This is a genomic window from Arenivirga flava, assembly GCF_030161575.1.
In the GTDB taxonomy this organism is placed as follows: domain Bacteria; phylum Actinomycetota; class Actinomycetes; order Actinomycetales; family Microbacteriaceae; genus Arenivirga; species Arenivirga flava.
Genome location: NZ_BSUL01000001.1, coordinates 37,566 through 57,008 on the forward strand (window position 1 = coordinate 37,566; position 19,443 = coordinate 57,008).

General features: G+C 67.1%; 25 protein-coding genes. 17 read left to right on the forward strand and 8 right to left on the reverse strand.

Translation table 11 applies throughout. From position 1 onward, the window contains the following. Positions 1–4: 4 nt before the first annotated feature. Positions 5–520, reverse strand: coding sequence for a putative glycolipid-binding domain-containing protein (locus tag QQK26_RS00190; RefSeq protein ID WP_284228838.1), 516 nt, complete (start codon positions 518–520; stop codon positions 5–7). Between the two features lie 198 nt (positions 521–718). On the opposite strand from QQK26_RS00190, the gene QQK26_RS00195 reads away from it, so the two are divergent. The 10 genes from QQK26_RS00195 (at position 719) to QQK26_RS00240 (ending at position 9,236) form a co-directional block, all read left to right on the forward strand. After that, a complete protein-coding gene (locus QQK26_RS00195) occupies positions 719–1,891 on the forward strand; it encodes a TadA family conjugal transfer-associated ATPase (RefSeq protein WP_284228840.1) in 1,173 nt (390 codons plus the stop codon). After that, positions 1,888–2,757, forward strand: a complete 870-nt coding sequence (locus QQK26_RS00200; protein ID WP_284228842.1) for a type II secretion system F family protein — start codon at positions 1,888–1,890, stop codon at positions 2,755–2,757. The genes QQK26_RS00195 and QQK26_RS00200 overlap by 4 nt, the downstream gene beginning before the upstream one ends. 52 nt (positions 2,758–2,809) lie before the next feature. Next, complete coding sequence (locus QQK26_RS00205) at positions 2,810–3,691, forward strand: type II secretion system F family protein (RefSeq protein ID WP_284228844.1); 882 nt, start codon at positions 2,810–2,812, stop codon at positions 3,689–3,691. 319 nt (positions 3,692–4,010) lie between these two features. Beyond that, on the forward strand, positions 4,011–4,547 hold the full coding sequence (locus QQK26_RS00210; protein ID WP_284228846.1) for a hypothetical protein: 537 nt from the start codon (positions 4,011–4,013) through the stop codon (positions 4,545–4,547). Positions 4,548–4,563: 16 nt separating this feature from the next. After that, on the forward strand, positions 4,564–4,860 hold the full coding sequence (locus QQK26_RS00215) for a hypothetical protein (RefSeq protein ID WP_284228848.1): 297 nt from the start codon (positions 4,564–4,566) through the stop codon (positions 4,858–4,860). A 622-nt stretch (positions 4,861–5,482) separates the two neighbouring features. Beyond that, a complete protein-coding gene (locus tag QQK26_RS00220; RefSeq protein WP_284228850.1) occupies positions 5,483–5,893 on the forward strand; it encodes a hypothetical protein in 411 nt (136 codons plus the stop codon). Between the two features lie 96 nt (positions 5,894–5,989). Beyond that, positions 5,990–6,553: a hypothetical protein gene (locus QQK26_RS00225; protein ID WP_284228852.1), complete on the forward strand. Its 564-nt coding sequence runs from the start codon at positions 5,990–5,992 to the stop codon at positions 6,551–6,553. Then, a complete protein-coding gene (locus QQK26_RS00230; protein WP_284228855.1) occupies positions 6,546–6,947 on the forward strand; it encodes a hypothetical protein in 402 nt (133 codons plus the stop codon). The genes QQK26_RS00225 and QQK26_RS00230 overlap by 8 nt, the downstream gene beginning before the upstream one ends. Positions 6,948–7,546: 599 nt before the next feature. Then, positions 7,547–8,485: a tyrosine-type recombinase/integrase gene (locus QQK26_RS00235; RefSeq protein ID WP_284228857.1), complete on the forward strand. Its 939-nt coding sequence runs from the start codon at positions 7,547–7,549 to the stop codon at positions 8,483–8,485. Positions 8,486–8,645: 160 nt separating this feature from the next. Continuing rightward, positions 8,646–9,236 (forward strand): PIN domain-containing protein, encoded by a 591-nt coding sequence (locus tag QQK26_RS00240; protein WP_284228859.1) that lies wholly within the window; start codon positions 8,646–8,648, stop codon positions 9,234–9,236. Here the strand turns inward: QQK26_RS00240 and QQK26_RS00245 are convergent. The 4 genes from QQK26_RS00245 to QQK26_RS00260 form a co-directional block, all read right to left on the reverse strand. After that, complete coding sequence (locus QQK26_RS00245) at positions 9,233–9,514, reverse strand: hypothetical protein (RefSeq protein WP_284228862.1); 282 nt, start codon at positions 9,512–9,514, stop codon at positions 9,233–9,235. The genes QQK26_RS00240 and QQK26_RS00245 overlap by 4 nt on opposite strands. A 16-nt stretch (positions 9,515–9,530) precedes the next feature. Continuing rightward, the gene (locus tag QQK26_RS00250; protein WP_284228864.1) at positions 9,531–9,992 is read right to left on the reverse strand and encodes a hypothetical protein; all 462 of its coding nucleotides are present in this window, start codon (positions 9,990–9,992) and stop codon (positions 9,531–9,533) included. A 99-nt stretch (positions 9,993–10,091) separates the two neighbouring features. Further along, complete coding sequence (locus QQK26_RS00255) at positions 10,092–10,985, reverse strand: hypothetical protein (RefSeq protein WP_284228866.1); 894 nt, start codon at positions 10,983–10,985, stop codon at positions 10,092–10,094. 23 nt (positions 10,986–11,008) lie between these two features. Continuing rightward, entirely contained in the window at positions 11,009–11,446 is a 438-nt protein-coding gene (locus QQK26_RS00260) for a hypothetical protein (RefSeq protein ID WP_284228867.1), read from the reverse strand. A 183-nt stretch (positions 11,447–11,629) separates the two neighbouring features. On the opposite strand from QQK26_RS00260, the gene QQK26_RS00265 reads away from it, so the two are divergent. Further along, a complete protein-coding gene (locus QQK26_RS00265) occupies positions 11,630–12,466 on the forward strand; it encodes a DUF3800 domain-containing protein (protein WP_284228869.1) in 837 nt (278 codons plus the stop codon). Positions 12,467–12,610: 144 nt separating this feature from the next. Here QQK26_RS00265 and QQK26_RS00270 read toward each other — a convergent pair whose 3' ends face one another. After that, on the reverse strand, positions 12,611–14,263 hold the full coding sequence (locus QQK26_RS00270) for a recombinase family protein (protein WP_284228871.1): 1,653 nt from the start codon (positions 14,261–14,263) through the stop codon (positions 12,611–12,613). Here QQK26_RS00270 and QQK26_RS00275 point away from each other — a divergent pair, their 5' ends adjacent. The 5 genes from QQK26_RS00275 to QQK26_RS00290 are packed head-to-tail and all read left to right on the forward strand — an operon-like array spanning position 14,264 to position 15,748. Next, positions 14,264–14,398, forward strand: a complete 135-nt coding sequence (locus tag QQK26_RS00275; RefSeq protein WP_284235385.1) for a hypothetical protein — start codon at positions 14,264–14,266, stop codon at positions 14,396–14,398. A gap of 11 nt (positions 14,399–14,409) precedes the next feature. Beyond that, positions 14,410–14,646, forward strand: a complete 237-nt coding sequence (locus QQK26_RS16100; RefSeq protein WP_348519970.1) for a TadE/TadG family type IV pilus assembly protein — start codon at positions 14,410–14,412, stop codon at positions 14,644–14,646. A gap of 52 nt (positions 14,647–14,698) precedes the next feature. Beyond that, on the forward strand, positions 14,699–14,839 hold the full coding sequence (locus QQK26_RS16105) for a hypothetical protein (protein ID WP_348519971.1): 141 nt from the start codon (positions 14,699–14,701) through the stop codon (positions 14,837–14,839). Next, the gene (locus QQK26_RS00285; RefSeq protein ID WP_284228873.1) at positions 14,814–15,296 is read left to right on the forward strand and encodes a hypothetical protein; all 483 of its coding nucleotides are present in this window, start codon (positions 14,814–14,816) and stop codon (positions 15,294–15,296) included. The genes QQK26_RS16105 and QQK26_RS00285 overlap by 26 nt, the downstream gene beginning before the upstream one ends. Before the next feature lie 14 nt (positions 15,297–15,310). Next, positions 15,311–15,748: a pilus assembly protein TadG-related protein gene (locus tag QQK26_RS00290; RefSeq protein ID WP_284228875.1), complete on the forward strand. Its 438-nt coding sequence runs from the start codon at positions 15,311–15,313 to the stop codon at positions 15,746–15,748. Between the two features lie 33 nt (positions 15,749–15,781). On the opposite strand, the gene QQK26_RS00295 is transcribed toward QQK26_RS00290, so the two are convergent. Then, on the reverse strand, positions 15,782–16,447 hold the full coding sequence (locus QQK26_RS00295; protein WP_284228877.1) for a histidine phosphatase family protein: 666 nt from the start codon (positions 16,445–16,447) through the stop codon (positions 15,782–15,784). 392 nt (positions 16,448–16,839) lie between these two features. Then, entirely contained in the window at positions 16,840–18,243 is a 1,404-nt protein-coding gene (locus QQK26_RS00300) for an MFS transporter (RefSeq protein WP_284228879.1), read from the reverse strand. 58 nt (positions 18,244–18,301) lie between these two features. Here QQK26_RS00300 and prfB point away from each other — a divergent pair, with 58 nt between their 5' ends. Further along, positions 18,302–19,414: a peptide chain release factor 2 gene (gene prfB, locus QQK26_RS00305; protein WP_284228880.1), complete on the forward strand. Its 1,113-nt coding sequence runs from the start codon at positions 18,302–18,304 to the stop codon at positions 19,412–19,414. Positions 19,415–19,443: the final 29 nt, after the last annotated feature.

A 19,443-nucleotide genomic window follows, 5' to 3' on the forward strand; every position in this document is an offset into this window, starting at 1 on the left:
GAGCCTAGGCTCGCTCGAACAGCCCCGGGTAGTCCACGACGAGCCCCTCGTCGTCGACCTCGATCTCGCGCTCGAAGCCCCCGTCGAGCGCCTCGTACCGGTAGCGGCGGGCATCGAGGCGGGTGTACCGCTGCCCGTCGGGTTGCACGGCGAGGTCGGGGGAGACGTAGGCGGTGACGATCTCGGCGCTCGCCCCGACGGGCAGCCGCAGCCGCCGGATCGGCAGCGTGTTGGTGAACGGCGACAGGGCCAGGTCGATGTCGACGGCCGCCGCCAGATCGTCGCGGCGCTCGCCGTCGACCCGCCAGGTGCAGTGCGAGCGCTCCAGTCGCAGCTCCCGCTCGCCGTGGCGCAGCAGCAGGCTGCGGAACCACCACAGGGGCGACAGCTCGAGGCTGTAGCGGATGCGCCGACCGCCGGACTCGAGCGTGGACTCGGCCCGGATCCGCTCCGGTTCGCTGCGGAGCGCCAGACGCTCGATGCTCGCGGGATCGGTGCCGCGCCACGCTACGACGGTCATGCCCGAACGCTACGCATCGACGCTGATCAGCGGATGAACGAGGGTGGGGGCCGACGCCGGGGGGACATGACATCGACCCCCGGGAGACGAGAGTAGCCAGCGGCGGATGTGCGGACGCTCGGAGCGCCGGACGGTGGAGAACACTGCGCCCTGTGGATAACGCAGGCCCGCCGATCCGCGGCGAACGACCATGACCGCATGCCCACCGCCGTCGCCGTCATCACCGATCGGGTGCGCGAGCGCCTGCGACGCGACGGCGTCGATCTCGCCGTCCGTCCGGAGGCCGCGGGCTCCCTCGTGCGCGAGGAGGTGCGCCGCTACGCGGAGCGCGCGCTCGCCGGCGACGGCCCGCTGCTCGGCGACGAGCCCGGCACCGCGCGGCAGGTGCTCGCCCAGCTGACCGGCCACGGACCGCTGCAGCCGCTGTTCGACGACCCCTCGGTCGAGGAGATCTGGATCAACGGCGTCGACAAGGTCTTCGCCGCGAGGAACGGCGTCTCCGAGTCCACCGGCATCCGGCTCTCGCAGATCGAGATCCGCGACCTCGTCGAGCGGATGCTGCAGACCTCCGGTCGCCGCGTCGACCTCTCGAGCCCGTTCGTGGACGCGTCGCTGCCGGACGGCTCGCGGCTCCACGTCACGATCCCGGACATCACGCGCGAGTGGTCCGTCAACATCCGCCGCTTCCCGCAGCGCATCCGCTCGCTGCAGCGGCTCGTCGAGCTCGGGTCGCTCGACGCGGCGCTCGCCGAGGTGCTGCGCGACGCGGTGCGCGCCGGGCGCAGCATCCTGGTCACCGGCGCGACGCAGGCCGGCAAGACGACGACGCTGGCGGCGCTGCTCGGCGAGAGCGCGCCGAGCGATCGCATCGTCACGGTCGAGGAGACCTTCGAGCTCGCGATCGAGGCCCGCGACGTCGTGGCCATGCAGTGCCGGCAGCCGAGCCTCGAGGGCACCGGCGAGGTGACGTTGCGCCGCCTCGTCAAGGAGGCGCTGCGCATGCGGCCCGACCGCATCGTCGTGGGCGAGGTGCGCGACGCCGAGGCGCTCGACCTGCTGCTCGCGCTCAACGCCGGCCTGCCCGGCATGTGCACGCTGCACGCCAACAGCGCCCGCGATGCCCTCGCCAAGCTCTGCACGCTGCCGCTGCTGGCCGGGCGCAACATCGACGCCGGCTTCATCCTGCCGACCGTGGCCGCCAGCCTCGACCTCGTCGTGCACTGCGAGCTGCTCCCGGACGGGCGGCGCCGCATCCGCGAGGTCGTCGCGCCGATGGGCGTCGAGGGGGCGACGATCGCGGTGCGCACGGTCTACGAAGCGGATGCGGCGCCGTCCCCCGCTGCATCGCCGGCCCGGGCGGTGACCCGGTGACCGGGCCGATCCTGCTGGGGGCGCTGCTCGGCGCCGGTGTGCTGCTGCTCGCGGCGCCGAAGCTCTGGCCGCGCGCGACGCGCGAGCGCCGCCGCGAACCCGGCCCGCTGCGCCTGCTCCGCGACCGCCTCGTGCAGGCGGGCCTCGCCTCCGTCTCCGCCCCGGTCTTCCTGCTGGTCGTGCTGCTCGTCGCCCTCGCCACGACGGTGCTGGGCGCCGCGCTGCTGCCGGTGCCCGCGCTGGGCCTCGTGCTCGGCGCCGTGGCGCTCGTGCTGCCCTTCCTGCTGCTCGGCTCGCGGGCGCGCAGCCGGCGGCGCTCCGGCCGTGAGCACTGGCCCGACGTGGTCGACCTGCTCGTCTCCGCGGTACGCGCGGGCAGCACGCTGCCCGAGGCGATCGCGCGTCTCGGCGACGTGGCGCCGGAGCCCGTACGGCCGGTGTTCATCCGCTTCGCCGACGACTACGAGACGACCGGCGATGTCGGCCGTTGCCTCGACGACGCGAAGGCGCGGCTCGCGGACCCCGTCGCGGACCGCATCCTCGAGACGCTGCGCATGGCGCGCGAGGTCGGCGGCACCGAGCTGACCAGCGTGCTGCGCGGCCTCGCCGCCGCCCTGCGCGCCGAGGCTGCGGTGCGCCGCGAACTGGAGGCTCGGCAGGGCTGGCTCGTCAACGCCGCCCGGCTCGGCGTCGCCGCGCCGTGGATCGTGCTCGTCATGCTCGTCTCCCGACCCGAGGCCGCGGCGGCCTACGACACCCCGACGGGCGCCGCGGTGATCGTCGGCGGCGTCGGCGTCTCGCTGCTGGCGTACCGGGTGATGCGCGGTCTCGGACGGCTGCCGGAGGAGCGGCGGTGGTTCCGATGACGCTGCCGCTCGCGCTCGCGGTGCTCTGCGGCATCGGCCTCGGGCTCGGGACGTGGTCGCTCGCCTCCCTAGCGCCGCCGCTGCGCGGCCCCGCCTGCTGCTGCGGGTCGCGCCGGCGGTGGTCGACGTGTCGCCCGAGGCGCGCCGCCTGCTCGCACGGCGTCCCGCCGACCCGCTGCCCGTGCTCGGGTTCCTGCTCGCGCCCATCGCCGACGCCGGTCGCACCCTGCTCGACCGGGTGCTCGGCGGCGGTGAGACCATCGCTCGGCGGCTCAGCCAATCCGGCAGCTCCCTCGACCTGCGCGCCTACCGGTCGCAGCAGCTGCTCTGCGTCATCGGCGGCGGGGTGGGCGGGGCCGTGCTCGGCATCCTGCTGCTCGCCTCCGCCGGCGCCTCGCCCCTGCTGCCGTTCGGCCTCAGCCCGCTCGGCGCCGTCGTCGCGCTGCTGGTGCGGGAGCAGCTGCTGGCGCGTGCGGCGCGCGCACGCCTCGACCGGCTGGCCGAGGAGCTGCCCACGACGCTCGAGTTCCTCACCCTCAGCCTCTCCGCGGGCGAGGGGGTGCTGGATGCGCTGCGCCGCCTCGCCCGCGTCGGCCGCGGCGAGCTGGCCGCCGAGTTCTCCCGAGCCCTCGCCGAGCACGCCGCCGGTCGCCCGCTGAGCGAGGCCCTGCTCGAGCTGAGCGCCCGACTGCGCCTGCCCGTGCTGGAGCGTTGCATCGACCAGCTCGTCGTCGCCCTCGAGCGCGGCACCCCGCTCATCGAGGTGCTCCGCGCCCATGCCGACGACGCCCGCGAGCTCGGCAAGCGCGAGCTGCTCGAGTCGGCCGGGCGCAAGGAGGTCGCGATGCTCGTGCCGCTCGTCTTCCTCATCCTGCCCATCACGGTCGTGTTCGCGATGTACCCGGGCCTCGCCGTGCTGCAGATGGGCTTCTGAGATGGGGGAGCGGATGCGGGGACGGGCCGGCACGGCGCCCGCGGCCACGAAGGCGGCCGGGAGCCGAGCGACCGCTTCGCGCCGCACGACCGCTTCGCGCCGCACGACCACGGATCGACCGACCACGACGAGAGGAACGACCATGCGAACCCTTCGAACGCGAGCCGCGCTCGCCGCGGCCGCGGTGCACCGCCGCGCCGCCGACGATCGTGGCGACGTGCCCGGCTGGTCTGAAATTGGCTAGCACATATGACAGGCAGGTGTATGGAGGCTCGGGCGCAGGCTAGGCTTCACGGGTGGTTGGGGGCGAACGATAGCGATGTGGAATCCGGCGGATTATTTCGGCGCGGGACAACTCTTCGTCGCGATTTTGGGGTTCGGGATTGCCATATGGCAATTGGTGCGCACAGCGGACGCGACGGTCGAGTCCACCCGCCTCCTCGGTGCGAGGCTGCTCGCTAACGACTTGCTCGTACTGCTTCCGGAGCTTGAGGCTCTAGAAGACGCTGTTCACTCTGCAGTGAAATCCGAGGACGCGGATAAAGTTGGCATCGCGCTGGCAAAGTACGCGCGTCGGGCCCAGAGGGTTCACGGACACCTCACGTCAAGCCCAGTGTATGAAGGCGTTGTTCTCGTCGGCCTGATCAATGAGAGCGTTGAAGCCTGCCGTGACGCGAAGCAGAAGCTTTACGATAAGCCCAAAGTCAACATCATCCCAACCGTTCGCGCCGCAAGGCAAAGCATCGATAAAGTAGTTCTAGAAGCAGCAAGTTTCTCAGCTACTCTTCAGAAGGGGACCGAAAGTGGCAACAACAGAAGAAAACGTTGGTTCGGTTCTCGCCGCTCTGATCAGTGAGACTCGCTCAGGGGAGATGCACTGGGAGGACTCCATCGAGCCAACAGAGTACACCGCTCGAACAGGAAAATTTGGTTACTACATCAAATCTCGTGATGAAGACGGTCTCTCGCCCTTCAGGTTCCAAATCTTCTCGGAAGATACACCTTCGCGACCGATCTTAGAGATTGTCTCGGCAGACTTCCTCGAGAACCTGAATGACTCCTTCCGGGAACTCTACAACCTGGCGAAGGGAGCGGCGTCCGGGCTGTCCTCAAAACTCACAGCAGAAGTGCTCGAGGCCATCGAAAGGCATCGCGCCAACCCGTCATAAGTAAGGCGTATTTACTTCAAAACACGCCTGCCCTCGAGCGTCGCCACAGGTTGGTGGAGCTCGGGGGCTTCTCTATTTGGTACTTGCCAGGTACTCTTCTCAAGCCGGGACCATCCTGGTGGGCCAATCTTCTGTACGGTGGAATCCCAAATTTTGGGACGGCATGTGTAGTTAGCACATGGGCTCTTGCAGTACGCGCGGAGCATTCGTGTCTATCTCGGAATCTAGGGCTAACTGGGCCGCATCCTTCTATGGCCAGCCTGTTCATTATCAAGACAGAACTCGTTATACCCCTAAGCCTGTACTGCAGCTAACCAGGGAGCTTCAGAACTTCCTATTCGAGCAAAGTACACTCCAGGGACTCAAGCGGTGTAGTGACAGGTTTCCCTGCAGATGCGCCCTGTGCCCCTTCTGCGCTAGACGCCTTGCGGCCAAGGCGCGACGGGGCATCCACGGCAGTGATGTAGCTAACGCTCCCGCGTTGCTGCTTACCCTCACTACAGCGAGCTCGGCGAGCCTTGCTGAAGCATGGGATAACCAATCGCGAGTACGTGCAAGATTCCAGCGCAAATCATGGCTGTCGAGTCGAACTCAAGGCTGGACGCGAAATTCAGAAATTACGATGACGGACGCCGGATGGCACGTGCACGACCACTTTGTGGTGATGCCCGATGCAGCCAACCACGCCTTCCTCGAGGCGGCTATCCGGCACTGGCTCGCCGCTGCGGAGCATGAGGGCGTGGGAGCCTCGCAGAGCGGCCAGGACGCCCGGAGCTACAGGGATGCCCGGACAGCGGTGGCTTATGCGTCCAAGGGCTGGTTCAAGCCCGCCAAGGGCGCATCGCAGTCCCCGGGTGACATCCTTGCCGCCTTCATAGCCGGAGAGGCCGATGCGGCTGAGCGATGGCGTGAGTTGGAGGATCTTCTTATACAACGGAGGGTAGTTACCCGGGGTGCAGGTGGATGCCTCAAGAAGAACGCGCTGCTCAGAATTGCGAATGTGGAGTCTAGTGAGACCGTTACGAGTTCGTGACCGGATGGCGCCGATATAGCGACTTTTCCGGAATCCGAAAGCCGATAGTACTAGTAGAGGTAGTAGTAGAGAATAAGTCGTTCTACTCGGAATCGAATGGAGTTCGAAATGGCCAGGCCATGCGCTCTCTGCGGGCTCGCAAACCGCGACAACGTAGACGCCCGACTCGTTGCGGGTGCTCGCGTTGTGGACATCGCGGCTGAAGCCCGAGTCAGTGAGTCTGCCGTCCGCCGCCATGTCCGGAACCACCTCTCGCTGCCGCTCTTCCGCGACGGACTCGATGTAGACGATTTGTCGCCTTCTGACCTCATCGAAAAGCTCAGCGAGAACCTCCGTGACCTTGAGCGGGTTCGGAGTGCCGCATTGCGCACTGGTGCGAGCGGGACGGTTATCCGGGCCGCGTCTACTTCCTCAGACATCATCGCCACCCTCATGAACAGGCTTGGCATCGATGACCTGAGTATTGCGGGAGAGCTGGCGTACGCCGAGCAGCTAGCCCGAGCAGTCGCCACCGCCACGCGGTCCAGTCCGGCCCTCGCCGCCCTACTCGCGCCCGAACTCCGCACGGTCGGACTCGAAGCCGAGGCCGCCTCTCTAGATGCCTACGTCGCCCACCTAGGCGCGCTAACTACCCTACGCAAGGAGCCCTCTCATGACTGATAAGAAGCATCCTCTAGAAGGTGCGGAGATTCACTTCCTCCGCTCCATCACCGTCTATTTGGGTCAGCGCCAAAGCCGGGTGTTCGACCGCGGCGAGACCCTGACCCTCACCGCCGAGATTCTGGAATTCTCTCGGGACCGCCTCGGACAGTCTTGGTTCGAAACCGAGCTGGCGAAGGGCTCCGCGTCGCTAAAGATCGCTCGCGGCGCATGGCCGGAGGGGGTGCCGACTTGGATCGCTGGGGACGCAGCTTGGGCTACAGCGCGCGAGCAGGCGCGGCTGGAGGCATGGGCGCATCCCACGCTTGAAGAGCAGCTTGCTGCGCGAGCCGAAGTCAACAGGGTGTACGGCCCCGCGGTCACCTCCCGCACGCTAGGGCAGGTCGTGCGATGAGTGCCCCCATGGCCCCTATGGCGTTTCGGCAGCGCATCGCCGACGTGTTGCGGTCCTTCGGGGCTCCGGCACACGTCCGTGCCCGTTCAGACCGTCAACTCTCCGAGCTACTCGCCGAAGCTGAGCAGAACGCCGTGCGTCCGGACATCTTGGGACTGAAACGGTGGAGCATCAACGCTCGTGCCGACCTTGCAGTGTCCGGCGTTATCGCTTCCGCCGCGGAGGTTACGCGCGACGGGGCAGACTTCTCCGCCGTTGTAGTGCGTCGCCACGTCGCTGCGGGTGGCCGTGGCGGACTCGTCGCGGTCGTGCCTATTGCTGTCCTTGCCGATTTGATCGCGGAGAGTGAGGGTCAGCAGGGTATCTAATCTTGCGGGCCGCTTCCGTCCCCTACATGCGGCGGCCCGCGAGCGCGGATTTTCTTCGGGTCCGCGGTGGTGGCTGGGTTCTCCTTCCCTCAGCCCCCGGGGCCGGGCCTCTGCTGGGGCCCGGCCCTTTTTCGTTGCACTGATGCCGAGATTTCCGAATCTCGGGCTCGTAACGCGACCGCAGTCGCTGCATGACTTGAGCCACACGATAATGTCAGTTATCGTGTGTTTATGAGCGCGAGCGTCCAGGCCACCGACATCACGAGCAACACAACACGCCACGGGGCTCTCGCCGGAGCTTGGCTCGCATCGCTGACCAGCGACAACACCCGCCGCGCGTACCGCCGTGACCTGACGGCATTTCTCGAGTTCCTGGACGGTCACGGGGTCGACTTGTTCGCAGCTGAGCGCCCTCACGTTGACCTCTACCGGCTCAGCATCGAAGAGCAGTCCGCTGCCACGGTGGCCCGCAAGCTCTCTGCGCTGAGCGCGTTTTACCGCTATGCGCAGGATGAGGGGGCGGCGACGTCCAACCCCGTCGTTCGCGTCAAGCGCCCCAAGATCGATGCAGACCACTCTGAGACGCAGGGCCTCACCCGTGCACAGGCAATGGCGCTGCTCGAAGCTGCGAAAGAAGATTCCGCACGCTCGCACGCGCTCGTGGCGCTGCTCCTCTTCACCGGCGCTCGCGTCTCTGAGGCCCTAGGAGCGCGCGTGAGCGACCTCAAGCACAGTGGGGGCCACAGGGTACTTAGCGTGACCCGGAAGGGCGGTAAGCGGGCTCTGCTCGTGCTTCCGGCACAGGTGCTCGACGCGCTCGGCGGCTACCTGGGAACAGGGACGGCTCATGGCACTGAGGTCACCACCGCGGATGCGGCGAGCGCCGCCGATGCCCTGCTCTTCACTACCCGCACCGGGAAGTCGTGGGCGCCCTCTGAAGCCTTCCGCACGGTACAGCGGCTCGCTAAGGGCGCGGGTATTGAAGGGGCGCTCAGCCCGCACAGCCTCCGCCACACGCACGCCACGCTGGCGCTCGACGCCGGTATGCCTCTTGCCGAACTCCAGGATTCGCTAGGTCACGCCGACCCCCGAACCACGCAGCGGTACAACCGTGCCCGGAACCGGCTGGAGCGGTCGAGCGCTCACACCCTGGCGGCGGTGTTGTCCTGAGGTCGCACGCCTGTCGTACGTATCTTCACGCCGGAACAGCCGTACGCCAGTCGGGCGTGCATTGGGGTGTACATCCCATATACACGTGGTGCTAGAGTCAGACCATTGCTCCCCGCCCTCCCTAACGGGACTGGCGGGGCCTTTTTCTTTGGGGGACGTTTTGAGCACCGGCTGGCTCCTGATCGACTATCAGAATCTCCATTTCAGCGCTGGAGACGTGTTCGAGCCCCACGGGACGCCGCCCGAGGACTACCTTGTGCACCCCGACCGTTTCGCCGCGCAAGTCGAAGTCGAGTGGCAAAACAAGTTCGCTCAGCCTCTTGAGATTCGCCGTGTAGATGTGTTTCGGGGACTCCCTGATCCTCGCAAAGAGGGTGCGCTCAACGGTCATGTGAGCAGACAGAACCGCCTATGGACTAGTGGTCGAGTCAACGTCTACACCCGTGCTCTTCGCTATCCGCGGGACTGGCCGAACTCTCGCGCCGAGGAAAAGGGCATCGACGTGCTGCTTGCGCTGTCCTTCTTCCGCGCGGTGCTCGTCAAGAAATCGGACTATGTAATTCTCGCGTCGCGAGACACGGACCTCGTGCCTGCGCTTGAGATGGCCGAGACTGCTGTCCCTGGACGCGCTGCAATCGCGACATGGAGTGGTAGCTCCGTTCTCCGCCCGAAGACGGCGAACCAAATTCCGACCGTGCAACTCGGGCGTGCTGCGTACGAGAAAACTTTGGCCGAGCACGACGGGAGCTAGCCCCATCCGAAGTGATGGCGGAAACGTTTGGGATCAGCCCGGAACTCAAGAACCTTGCGCACCCGCTCCTCCCGATCTGCGCTGAGTTCGAGCGGAATCATCCGCCCGTCGTCCGGATGCACCCCATACGCCATCCAAAAGATCGTGTGTCCGCGCCCGATCCGCCGCCGCTCGATCTTGCCGAGCATGTCGCCGTTCTCGTTATGCAGCGTCCACGCCTCGCTTCCGGGTACCTTGCGTTCTTCCACAAGCTCGAAGGTAAAGGGCGCCTGAGACATTGAACCTTTCGAGCCCTCAGGCAGTGGATGGCCGCTCGCTCAGCGCCCGAATCCGAGCGACTGTGCGGTCCATTGCGATCTGGACTTCGATGGCGTCTTTCTTCCACTCCGGCCAGTCGGGGTCCTCAAGAAACTTCTGAAACCCCTCCTCGTCATGACCTACCTGCCGATCCCACTGCTCAGGCACGAGGTCTCGGCCAAGGAGTCCAACCAGGGTCAATGCCTCCGCGCCCATGACCTTCCGCTCCTGAGGATCACTTGATCCACCACGGTTTCGGTTCTGGAGAAGGCGGATCATCATTTCCAGGTCCAGCATGAGTTTGGCTTGCTCGATACTGGCACGCCGATCCTCCGCGGCGATGCGACGGGAGTTCACTCGATCTCGCCACGACACGATTAGAGCAACGACTGAAGCGCCTACGGCAACCACGACGGCAGCCGTCTGAATCCATAGAGCTAGGGCCTCTGGGTAATCCACGGGTTTCCTCCTCGTTGTGCACGATGCTGGTTCCATTCAGACACACTCAATGGCGGATGCCGTTTTGCCTTGACCGATGCGTACCCCCTCGACACGGGTCTACAGAATTGGATCGTCCGACTGCTTCCAATCCGGTGGCCAGCGCTTGCGGATGAACCCTGCTGACCACTCCTCGCCCTCTCCGGGCCACGAGGTTGGAGGTGCGTCGCCTTGGAAGACGAACTTGCTCCTATGCTCCGAACCCCCGATGCCTAGCACCCCACCGCCAGGTGTGATTCGCCAGGCGCGCCATACCTTGAACGCGTCAGCGGTCTCGATGTGCACACCGTGATTGGCGGGCAGCCCGTGAGCCGCGGCATCGATTAGAACATCGGGCACATCGTCCCAATATTGTGAGCCGCGTCTTTCGTACTGTCCGTTTTGCAGGACCCACAACCACTCAAGCTGTTCTTTCGTTTCGCGAAACTCACGACGATCAAGGTGCCTGCCGTCGGCGTCTCGCTCGTTCCGCCCGACGTTGCGTTCCAGTGCCGCGAGGCGATCCGCTTCGGCTTGAGCGGTCTTCCGAATGTCCGCCCGAACTTCTCTCATCCCGAGGAGCGACCCCCGCAAAGTACCGTCACGGGCGAACTCATCATGACGAGGGCGATATCTCTGCAAGATGCTCAGCCTGCCCTGAGAACCCAGGGCGAGACCAGTCACGTTGCGACGTGTGAGCTTCGTCCCTCGGATGCTGATGCGGGTGGTCACCTCTTGGAGGACTACGGAATATCCGAACCAGTAAAAGAAAGGAAACAGCGACAGCGGTAGCCAGAATCCGTAGAACAGGGACTGCATCACATCTGCCCAGTCCGGTGGCTGCGTAACGAAGCTCACCGACGTCCAAATGAATAGAGATGCCCCGATGAGGGCGAGTCCTTTGGTTGCCCAGTTGCTACCGCTGTCCTTGCCTTGCCGGGCCACTGCCACCGACGCAGCGACCAGGACAAGCACGATGACTTGAAGGAGAAGCTCGCCTAGGAGCGGAAGGGGGCTGTGTCTAGATAGAACGTGAGTAGGACGGACAACCCGAACGTCTCTTTCATGAGACGAGAGGCGAGGTGTCCTCCTGAGTCAGCTTTAAACGAGCGGTATGCAAGGGGAAACACCACAGTTGTGGTGAGGATGATGGAGTCCTTGAGCAGGTTCAAATCCCACAGCCCGATGCTCCTCGCAAGGCCGGTGGAGATGACTGCTGCACCTGCGACGACCATGAAGACCTTCAGCATGGTGATGTTGAAGACAGCGCGGAGCAGTTCGCTGAGGGATGGGCGAATCTGCCGCCGCACGTTGGGGATCGCGACAAAGATCAAGCCTGTAGCAACGATCACGATCAGAGAGGCAAGCTCTCGTGTAGTAAGCACATCCAGCATGTTGACTCCCTCGGTCAACAGCGTACGGTTCTCCACCGTCACCCATCTGCCCTCCCTACAGCACGAGACGGTTGCCGCGTGAGGTACCTGACGGTCGGAGCCGCACGCCATCGGCGAACGGCGGGCAGTGTGAGATGACGCCTTCGCTTAGCAGAGTGCCGCTGGGCTGAGAGGGAAGGAAGATCGCTAGGGTACGAGCGGCATTCGATGATCCTGGGGGGACTAATGCACGTCGTGTTCGTTGACGATTCGAAGCAAAAGGGCCGCAGGGAGGCGATGGGGAATCTCATCACCCTCGGCGCAGTCGCGTTCGCTGAGGACAAAGTGCGTCCCTTCGCGGAAGCGTTCAACGCCCGCCTCGATGAGTTCGATGTGCCGCGTGAAGTCGAACTGAAGTGGTCTCCTGACTCGAAGACCGACTGGTTCCGCAAGAACAAAAAGACCAGCATTATCGCTCCGCTCCGCGAGGCCATCCTTGCGGACGCTCTCGCACACGGTTGCAGGGTGGTTGCAGCTGTCTGGGATGACGAGCTCGCCGGACTAGGGATGAGAAATCAGACGGCGGAGCAATGGGTGATTCGGTTCCTCTTCGAACGCGTCGAGATGATGCTTCAAAATGAGGGGCACCGTGGGATTCTGGTTTTTGACAAGCCAGGCGGCGATCACCGTGCAGAGGATGCTTGGTTAGGTGAGACAGCGGACTTGACCTCGATAGGCACCGAATTCGTGAAGTCGGAAGCCATCGTGATACCCGTCTTGACTGCACCGTCTCACCGGCATCCACATCTCCAACTGGCCGATCTTGTGACGGGCGTAGTGACCGCAGCCCTCGCAGGATCGAAGTATGGAATGGCCCTCGCGAACATGGTCACTCCCATGTTTCACCGGAATTACTACGGAGGCATTGGAGGCGCGGGCCTCAAGCTCTACCCGGACTCGCTACTCAACCTGCTGCACTGGGTGTTCGAGGAAGAACGTTTCGTGCGTAACGGCATGGGCTTCGCCTTACCTGCGCCAGCGCTCGGGCGCTTCGGCGAGAACGACGGCCTTGCACCATCCTGACCTGCACGACACTGGTGCCACATCTCTTGATAACGGCCTCGAGCCCGGCTGGGCGTCAATCATTTCGCGTAGCCATGACCGGTGTCGGGGCTGTGAGCGCCACGCCGCCGAGATACACCGGGGTGCAGCAGGCTGATCCGAAAGTCACGAGATGGCTGCCCAGCCCTCGGGCTCGGGTTCGAATGAAACCGGATTGTCGAAGCCCATATAGTCCCCGCCAGGCAACTGCCCCAAACTCAGCCGACTGATCCCACGTCCACCAACCTTCACGGATGGGCGGTAGCGGGCGCGGATCATGGCCCGCTGACGGTCGATGGGCAGGCTGCCCCAAGCCTCACGGAGGCGAGCCTCCCAGGCCTCGCGCTCCTCGGTGTCTTTGAACGGAGCATCGTCCGAACGCCGCCACTCATCCAGGAACCCGGAGAGCGCACCACCATCGGCAGCGCGGGAGAGGAGGCGATCTCGCTCCGCTTCGAGCTCTTCTCGTTCGCTGTCGAGGGCTGCCAGATTCGATTTGCCCTGAGCGTGGATCGACTTGAGGGCAGGGTCGAGCAACTGTGCCCCTACGTGCTTCACGTTCTCTTGGTTCTCAATGAGTCGTTGAGCCAGGTCGCTCAGTTTGGCGCTTACGTCGTCGCCAGGAGCCTTGATCCTGTCGTGAAAGAGGTCCGCCAGGAGCGTAGCCGTGAAGAAATCATCGACGGCACCTTGGGCTATCGATGCATGGCGCTGGCTCTTGTCGTAGAGGGCCTTTGAGCATTTGTAGTTCTTGAAGACGTAGCGCTTGCCCGCGGGGACGTTGCCGCGCTCCTTATTGCGCTGGGAATAGCTCGTGGTGCCGTGCATGACGGCTCCGCACTCACAGCGGAGGACGCCGCCGAGCAGGGTCACGGCACGCTCAGACACCGGTGTCCCGGCCTTCACGCGGCTTTTCAGGGCCTCATGCTGTTCCGGCTCGATGATGCGCTCGATCTTGCTCTCTGCGAGCTGCTGACCCTTGTACACGAGCAGGCCAGCATTCCGAGGGCGAAGGAGCAGCTGACGGACCGTCGTCGCGGTCCAGACCGTTGACACCGGGCGCTTCTCACCATCCCTGCTGACTCGCTCCCGGTAGTCCCGGCCCGCCTCGACATCTGCCTCTGAAGGTCGCATCGCGTCCGTCTTGACGCCAGCAGCGGTCCAGTCCTTTGCGATTCTCAGCATGGAGCGCGTCCCGCTGAGGTAGTCGGCGACGGCGGTCCGAATGTATGCCGCCTCCTCCTCACGGACCGTGATCCGGTCGGGCTCGAATCCGAACGGACGGGTGCCCCACAAGGGCATCCCCGCGGCTCGCTCCCGCTCGTAGCGTCGTCGCTGACGTGCATCGCGGATGCGGCCCTCACGACGCCCTGACGTGAAGATCGCTACGGCTGTCTCCTCTCCATTCGGTGTGGAAACGTCCAGCGGGGTCCGGTCGCCCTCGAAGTGCCAGAGAACACCAGCGTCGGCGGAGGTCGAAATGAACTTCAAGCCGTCTTGATACGTCCTCGCCAGTCGCTCGCCTTCAACAGCAAGGAGCACATCGAACTCCTTGGCCTCCATAGCCTTCAGGAGAGCTTGTGCGCCGGGGCGCTTCTCCAACGTGGTGTCGTCGATGCTCTTGCCTGACGCCGCGATGCCGTCGTCCTGGAACACCGGCCCCACGGTGTAGCCGCACTCGCCAGCGAACAGCTTCAGGATCGCAATCTGATCTGCGACCTTTGGCGTTCGCTTGTCCTTATTGCTGATCCGGGCGTATATCGCAGCGCGCAGCTTCATATGTTGAACTCTAGTACTGGCTGGGTGCTGATCACGCTCATGACCGCCGGGCTGGTCCTCATCATCTGGGCGCTCGCCGAGCCTGCGCTCAGCGGGGTCTTCGACGCGGCCATCGCCCGCGTCATGGGGTACTGAGGGGCTGCGCCGTGCATCCGCTCGTCCGCTCCGTGCCCGCTTTCGTGGTGCGGATGCGGCATCCCCTCGCGGACGAGCGCGGTTCGGCGCCGGCGGAGTTCGTGATGGTGAGCGCCCTGCTGCTCGCGCTGCTGCTGGCGGTGCTGCAGCTGGGAGTCGCGCTGCACGTGCGCAACACCGTGACCGACGCGGCCTCGGAGGGCGCGCTTCGCGGCGCTCGCCGACGGCTCCGCCGCCGCGGGCGTTGAGCGCACGCGCGAGCTGATCGGCACCGCGCTCGGCCCGTCCTACGCCGATGACGTGACGGCGGTCGAGGGCGAGCATCTCGGCGTGCCGTCCGTCGAGGTCACGGTGCGGGCCGCACTGCCGCTCTTCGGACTGCTCGGTGTCGAACGCGGTCTGGAGGTGCGCGGCCATGCGGCCCTCGAGACGCTGCCGTGACACGAGCTCGGCGGTCGGAGCGCGACTGCGCGACGATCGCGGCAGCGCCTCGCTCGAGTTCCTCGGTGCCGGCGTCGTGCTGCTCGTGCCGCTGATCTACCTCGTGCTCGCCGTGTCGCAGATCCAGGCCGGAGCGCTCGCCGTCGAGGGCGCGGCGCGGCAGGCCGCCCGGGTGCTCGTCGCGGCGCCCGACGTGGCCTCCGGGCGGGAATCGGCCGAGCTCGCGCTGGCGTTCGCGCTCGAGGATCACGGACTCGACGACGTCGACGCCTCGCTCGCGCTCCGCTGCGATCCGGAGCCCTGCCTCGGGCGCGGCAGCCTGGTGCACGTGACCGTCACGGCCGAGGTTCCGCTGCCGCTCGTGCCGCCCTTCGTCCAGTCCGCGCTGCCCGTCACCGTGCCGCTCGAGGCCGTCGCCAGCCAGCGCGTCTCGCGCTTCGCGGGAGCCGGGTCGTGAGGGCGGCCGAGCGGATGCGCATCCTCCGCCGCGATGACGGCTCCGTCCTGCCGCTGGTGCTGCTCGGGGCCTTGCTCGGCCTGACGCTGATCATCGTGGCGATGGGCGCCACCTCGCTCTACCTGGAGCGCAAGCGGCTGCTGAGCCTCGCCGACGGTGCCGCGCTCGCCGGAGCGGAGGCGTTCGACCTGGCCGGCGTCGGCCCGGGCGGCGACTGGCGCGCGCCGAACCTCGACTCCGGCGACGTGCTCGTCACCGTCGAGGACCACCTCGCTGTGGTGCCCCACCGGCTCGAGGGCCTCGAGCTCGTGCAGGCCGGCACGCCCGACGGCCGCAGCGCCCGCGTCGTGCTCGCCGCCGAGTGGCGACCGCCGGTCGTCGGGGTCGTGCTGCCGGAGGCGCTGCGCCTCGAGGTGACGACGACGGCGCGCTCGGTGCTCGTCGCGCCGTAGGGGCCTTCCGCGACGTCTGGTCTCGACGCCGCCTCAGCGAGCGGTCGCGGGCGACTCGCCGGCCGGGCCGCCGACGGTCGTGTCGACGCGGTCGCCGCCGAGCGCCTCGCCCTGGAAGGTGCGCACGATCCACTCGCCCTCGGGGGTGTCCTCGGCCACGACGACGCCGGTGTTGTGCATCGGGTTGCTCAGGATGTGCTCGCGCGGCACGTTGATGCCGCGGATCGAGGCCCACGCGCGGATCGCCGCGCCGTGGCTCACGAAGGCGACGGTGCCCCATCCGCTCTCCTGCGCCTCCGCGATGACGGCGTCGTAGCGTGCGACGAACTCGTGGCCGTCCTCGCCGCCCGGGATGCGCGCACCGAGGTCGCCCTGCGACCAGGAGTAGACGGCGGTCATGTAGGTCTCGACGCTGGGACGGTCGCTGTGCATCTCGAGGTCGCCCGAGGTGATCTCGCGGATGCCGGCACGCTGGATCGGCTCGAGGTCGAGGGTCGCGGAGAGGTGTGCCGCGGTGATGCTGGTGCGCACCATGTCCGACACGTAGATCGCGTCGATGCGCTCGTCGCGCAGCGCCCCCGGCAGCGCCGCCGCCTGCTCGAGGCCGAGCAGCGTGAGGCCGGGGCCGGGCAGCCGGGTGTCGAGCACCCCCTTCACGTTCGACGGTGTCTGTCCGTGGCGGATGAGGATGAGGCGCACGTCGCTCCCTGTCTGTTCGGTGCGCCCAGGCTAACCGCGCAAGGGCGTCATCCGTCCCCACGACGTAGATCGTTGGCACTCGCGGTCGGCGAGGCGCGGCCCGAGCGCCGGAAGTGGCAACGATCCCGGCGCGAGCGACCCGAGCGCCAGAAGCCGCGACGATTCCGAGGCGCGGAGTGGGCCAGGGGACACCAGTTGCTCCCCGCGGACTCGGGAAGCGCAGCTTCCGTCCCCTCGGCGGGCATCGTTGCCACTCGCGGTCGGCGAGGCGCGGCCCGAGCGCCGGAAGTGGCACCGATCGCGGCGTGCGGCGTGCGGCGTGCGGGGTGCTCAGTCCCGCGGCGTGCGGCGTGCGGGGTGCTCAGTCCCGCGGCGTGCGGCGTGCGGGGTGCTCAGTCCCGCGGCGTGCGGCCCGGCGCGTAGCGCGGCAGGTAGCGCAGGAACACCAGGCCGCCGATCACGCCGAGCACGCCCATCGCAGCGCTCGCCGCCGAGAGCGACACGAGCGCGGTCAGCCCCGAGATGATGAGCGGAGCGGATGCGGTGCCGCTGTCCGCGATGAAGCGCCACGCCCCGAGGAAGGGCGCCGGGTCGCGCGGGTCGGCCAGGTCGGCGCCGACCGTCATCATGATGCCGCTGCCGACGCCGTTGGCGAGCGCCAGGAAGACGGCGACGGCGCCGAACCACCAGGCGGCGGCGCCGACGTCGTGCGTGAGGGCCAGGACCAGGTGCCCGAGTCCCAGACCCGTCATGGCGGGCACCGCCGACCAGGCGCGGCCGAAGCGGTCCATGATCCATCCGCTCACGAAGAAGAGGCCGAAGTCGATGGCCGCCCCGAGGCCGATGATCAGCGCCGCGTCGCGCTCGCCGATGCCGAGGCTCACGGCCCACAGCGGCAGCAGGGTCATGCGGCTCGAGCGCAGCGCCCCCATGAGCAGCACGCCCCAGCCGAGCCGCAGCAGCACGTCGCGCCGCCGCCACAGCGTGCGGAAGGTGCCGGCGGATGCGGCGGGCGGGTCGTCGTCCGCCCCCGGTCCGCGCTCGGTCGGCTCGAGTGCGGTGCGCGAGCCGGCGCCCGCTCCGAGCTCGGGCGACTCCGCCCTCGGGCGCTCGGCCGCGTTCGCTCCGAGCCCGCCGGCTCCGCCCGCCGCGGTCCTATCGGCAGCGCCGCCCGGACCCCGCCGCGCAGCGGCCCCGGCACCGCCGAAGCCGCGCAGCCCGGTCTCCGGGTCGCGCAGCGCCGCGAGCAGCACCACGCAGGCCAGCGCCATGACGGCCTGCACCCAGAACACGTTCCGCGCGTCGCCGGTCAGCTCGATGATGAGCGCGCCGACGAACGGGCCGATGAAGAGCCCGAGCCGGAACGAGCCGCCGAGGGTCGACAGCGCCCGGGCGCGCACCCGCAGCGGCACCCGCTGGGTCATGAACGAGTGCCGGGCCAGCGCGAAGGCGGTGGTCGCGATGCCGAGCACGAGGATCGCCGCCGCGAGCACGGCCGGGGTCGGCGCCAGCAGGCAGCCGCCCATCGCCAGCAGCGCGAGCACGCAGCTGGCGATCATGGCCGGGCGCTCCCCGATGCGGCTGATCACCCATCCGCTCGGCAGGTCGCCGATCAGCGTGCCGATCATGAGCATGCCGGCGACGAGCCCGGCGATCGCGAGGCTGCCCCCGGCGTTCGCCACGATCTGCGGGATGACCGGCAGGATGGCGCCCTCGCCGGTGGCGAAGAGCACGGTCGGCAGGAACACCGGGATCGCCACGGAGCGCCAACGGAAGGGCTGCTCGGCGACGCTCATCACCGCCGAGCCTACGCCCGTCGGCGCGGGCCTCCGGGGCGGTAGGCTGGTCGGCACAATGCTGGACGACTTCAACGATCAGATCGCCGCTGCGCGGGCCACCTTCGCCGACATCAAGGCGGTGGTGGACACCGAGCGCCTCGAGCGCGAGATCGCTGAGCTCAGCGAGCAGGCGGGCGCCCCCGACCTCTGGGACGACACCGCGAACGCGCAGAAGGTGACCAGCGCGCTCAGCCACGCGCAGGCCGCACTCGGCCGCGTCACCGCGCTCGAGCGCCGGCTCGACGACCTCGAGGTGCTGGCCGAGCTGGCCCGCGAGATGGAGGACGACGACAGCGCCGCCGAGGCGGAGACCGAGCTGAAGTCGATCGAGAAGACCATCGCCGACCTCGAGGTGCAGACGCTGCTCGACGGCGAGTACGACAGCCGCGGCGCGGTCGTGACCATCCGCTCCGGTGCCGGCGGCGACGACGCCACCGACTTCGCCGAGATGCTCATGCGCATGTACCTGCGCTGGGCGGAGCGGCACAAGTACTCGGTCAAGGTGATGGATACCTCCTTCGCGGAGGGCGCCGGCATCAAGAGCGCGACCTTCGAGATCGACGCCCCCTACGTCTTCGGCACGCTCAGCGTCGAGGCGGGCACGCACCGCCTGGCGCGCATCAGCCCGTTCGGCGGCGCCGACAAGCGACAGACGAGCTTCGCCGCGGTCGAGGTCATCCCCGTCATGGAGGAGGCCCAGGCCGTGGAGGTGCCCGAGAACGACATCCGCGTCGACGTGTTCCGCTCGTCCGGCCCCGGCGGCCAGTCGGTCAACACGACCGACTCGGCGGTGCGCATCACGCACATCCCGACCGGCATCGTCGTGTCGATGCAGAACGAGAAGTCGCAGATCCAGAACCGCGCCGCCGCCATGCGCGTGCTGCAGACCCGCCTCATGCTGCTGCAGCGCGAGGAGGAGGCCGCAAAGAAGAAGGAGCTCGCAGGCACCATCACCGCGAGCTGGGGCGACCAGATGCGGTCGTACTTCCTCTACGGCCAGCAGCTGGTCAAGGACCTGCGCACCGGACACGAGGTCGGCAACCCCGCGATCGTGCTCGACGGCGACCTCGACGGCTTCATCGCCGCGGGCATCCGCTGGCGCAAGCAGCGCGCTGGAGCTGAAGGCTGACGCGAAGCGTCAGTGCGACGCCAGCGCCG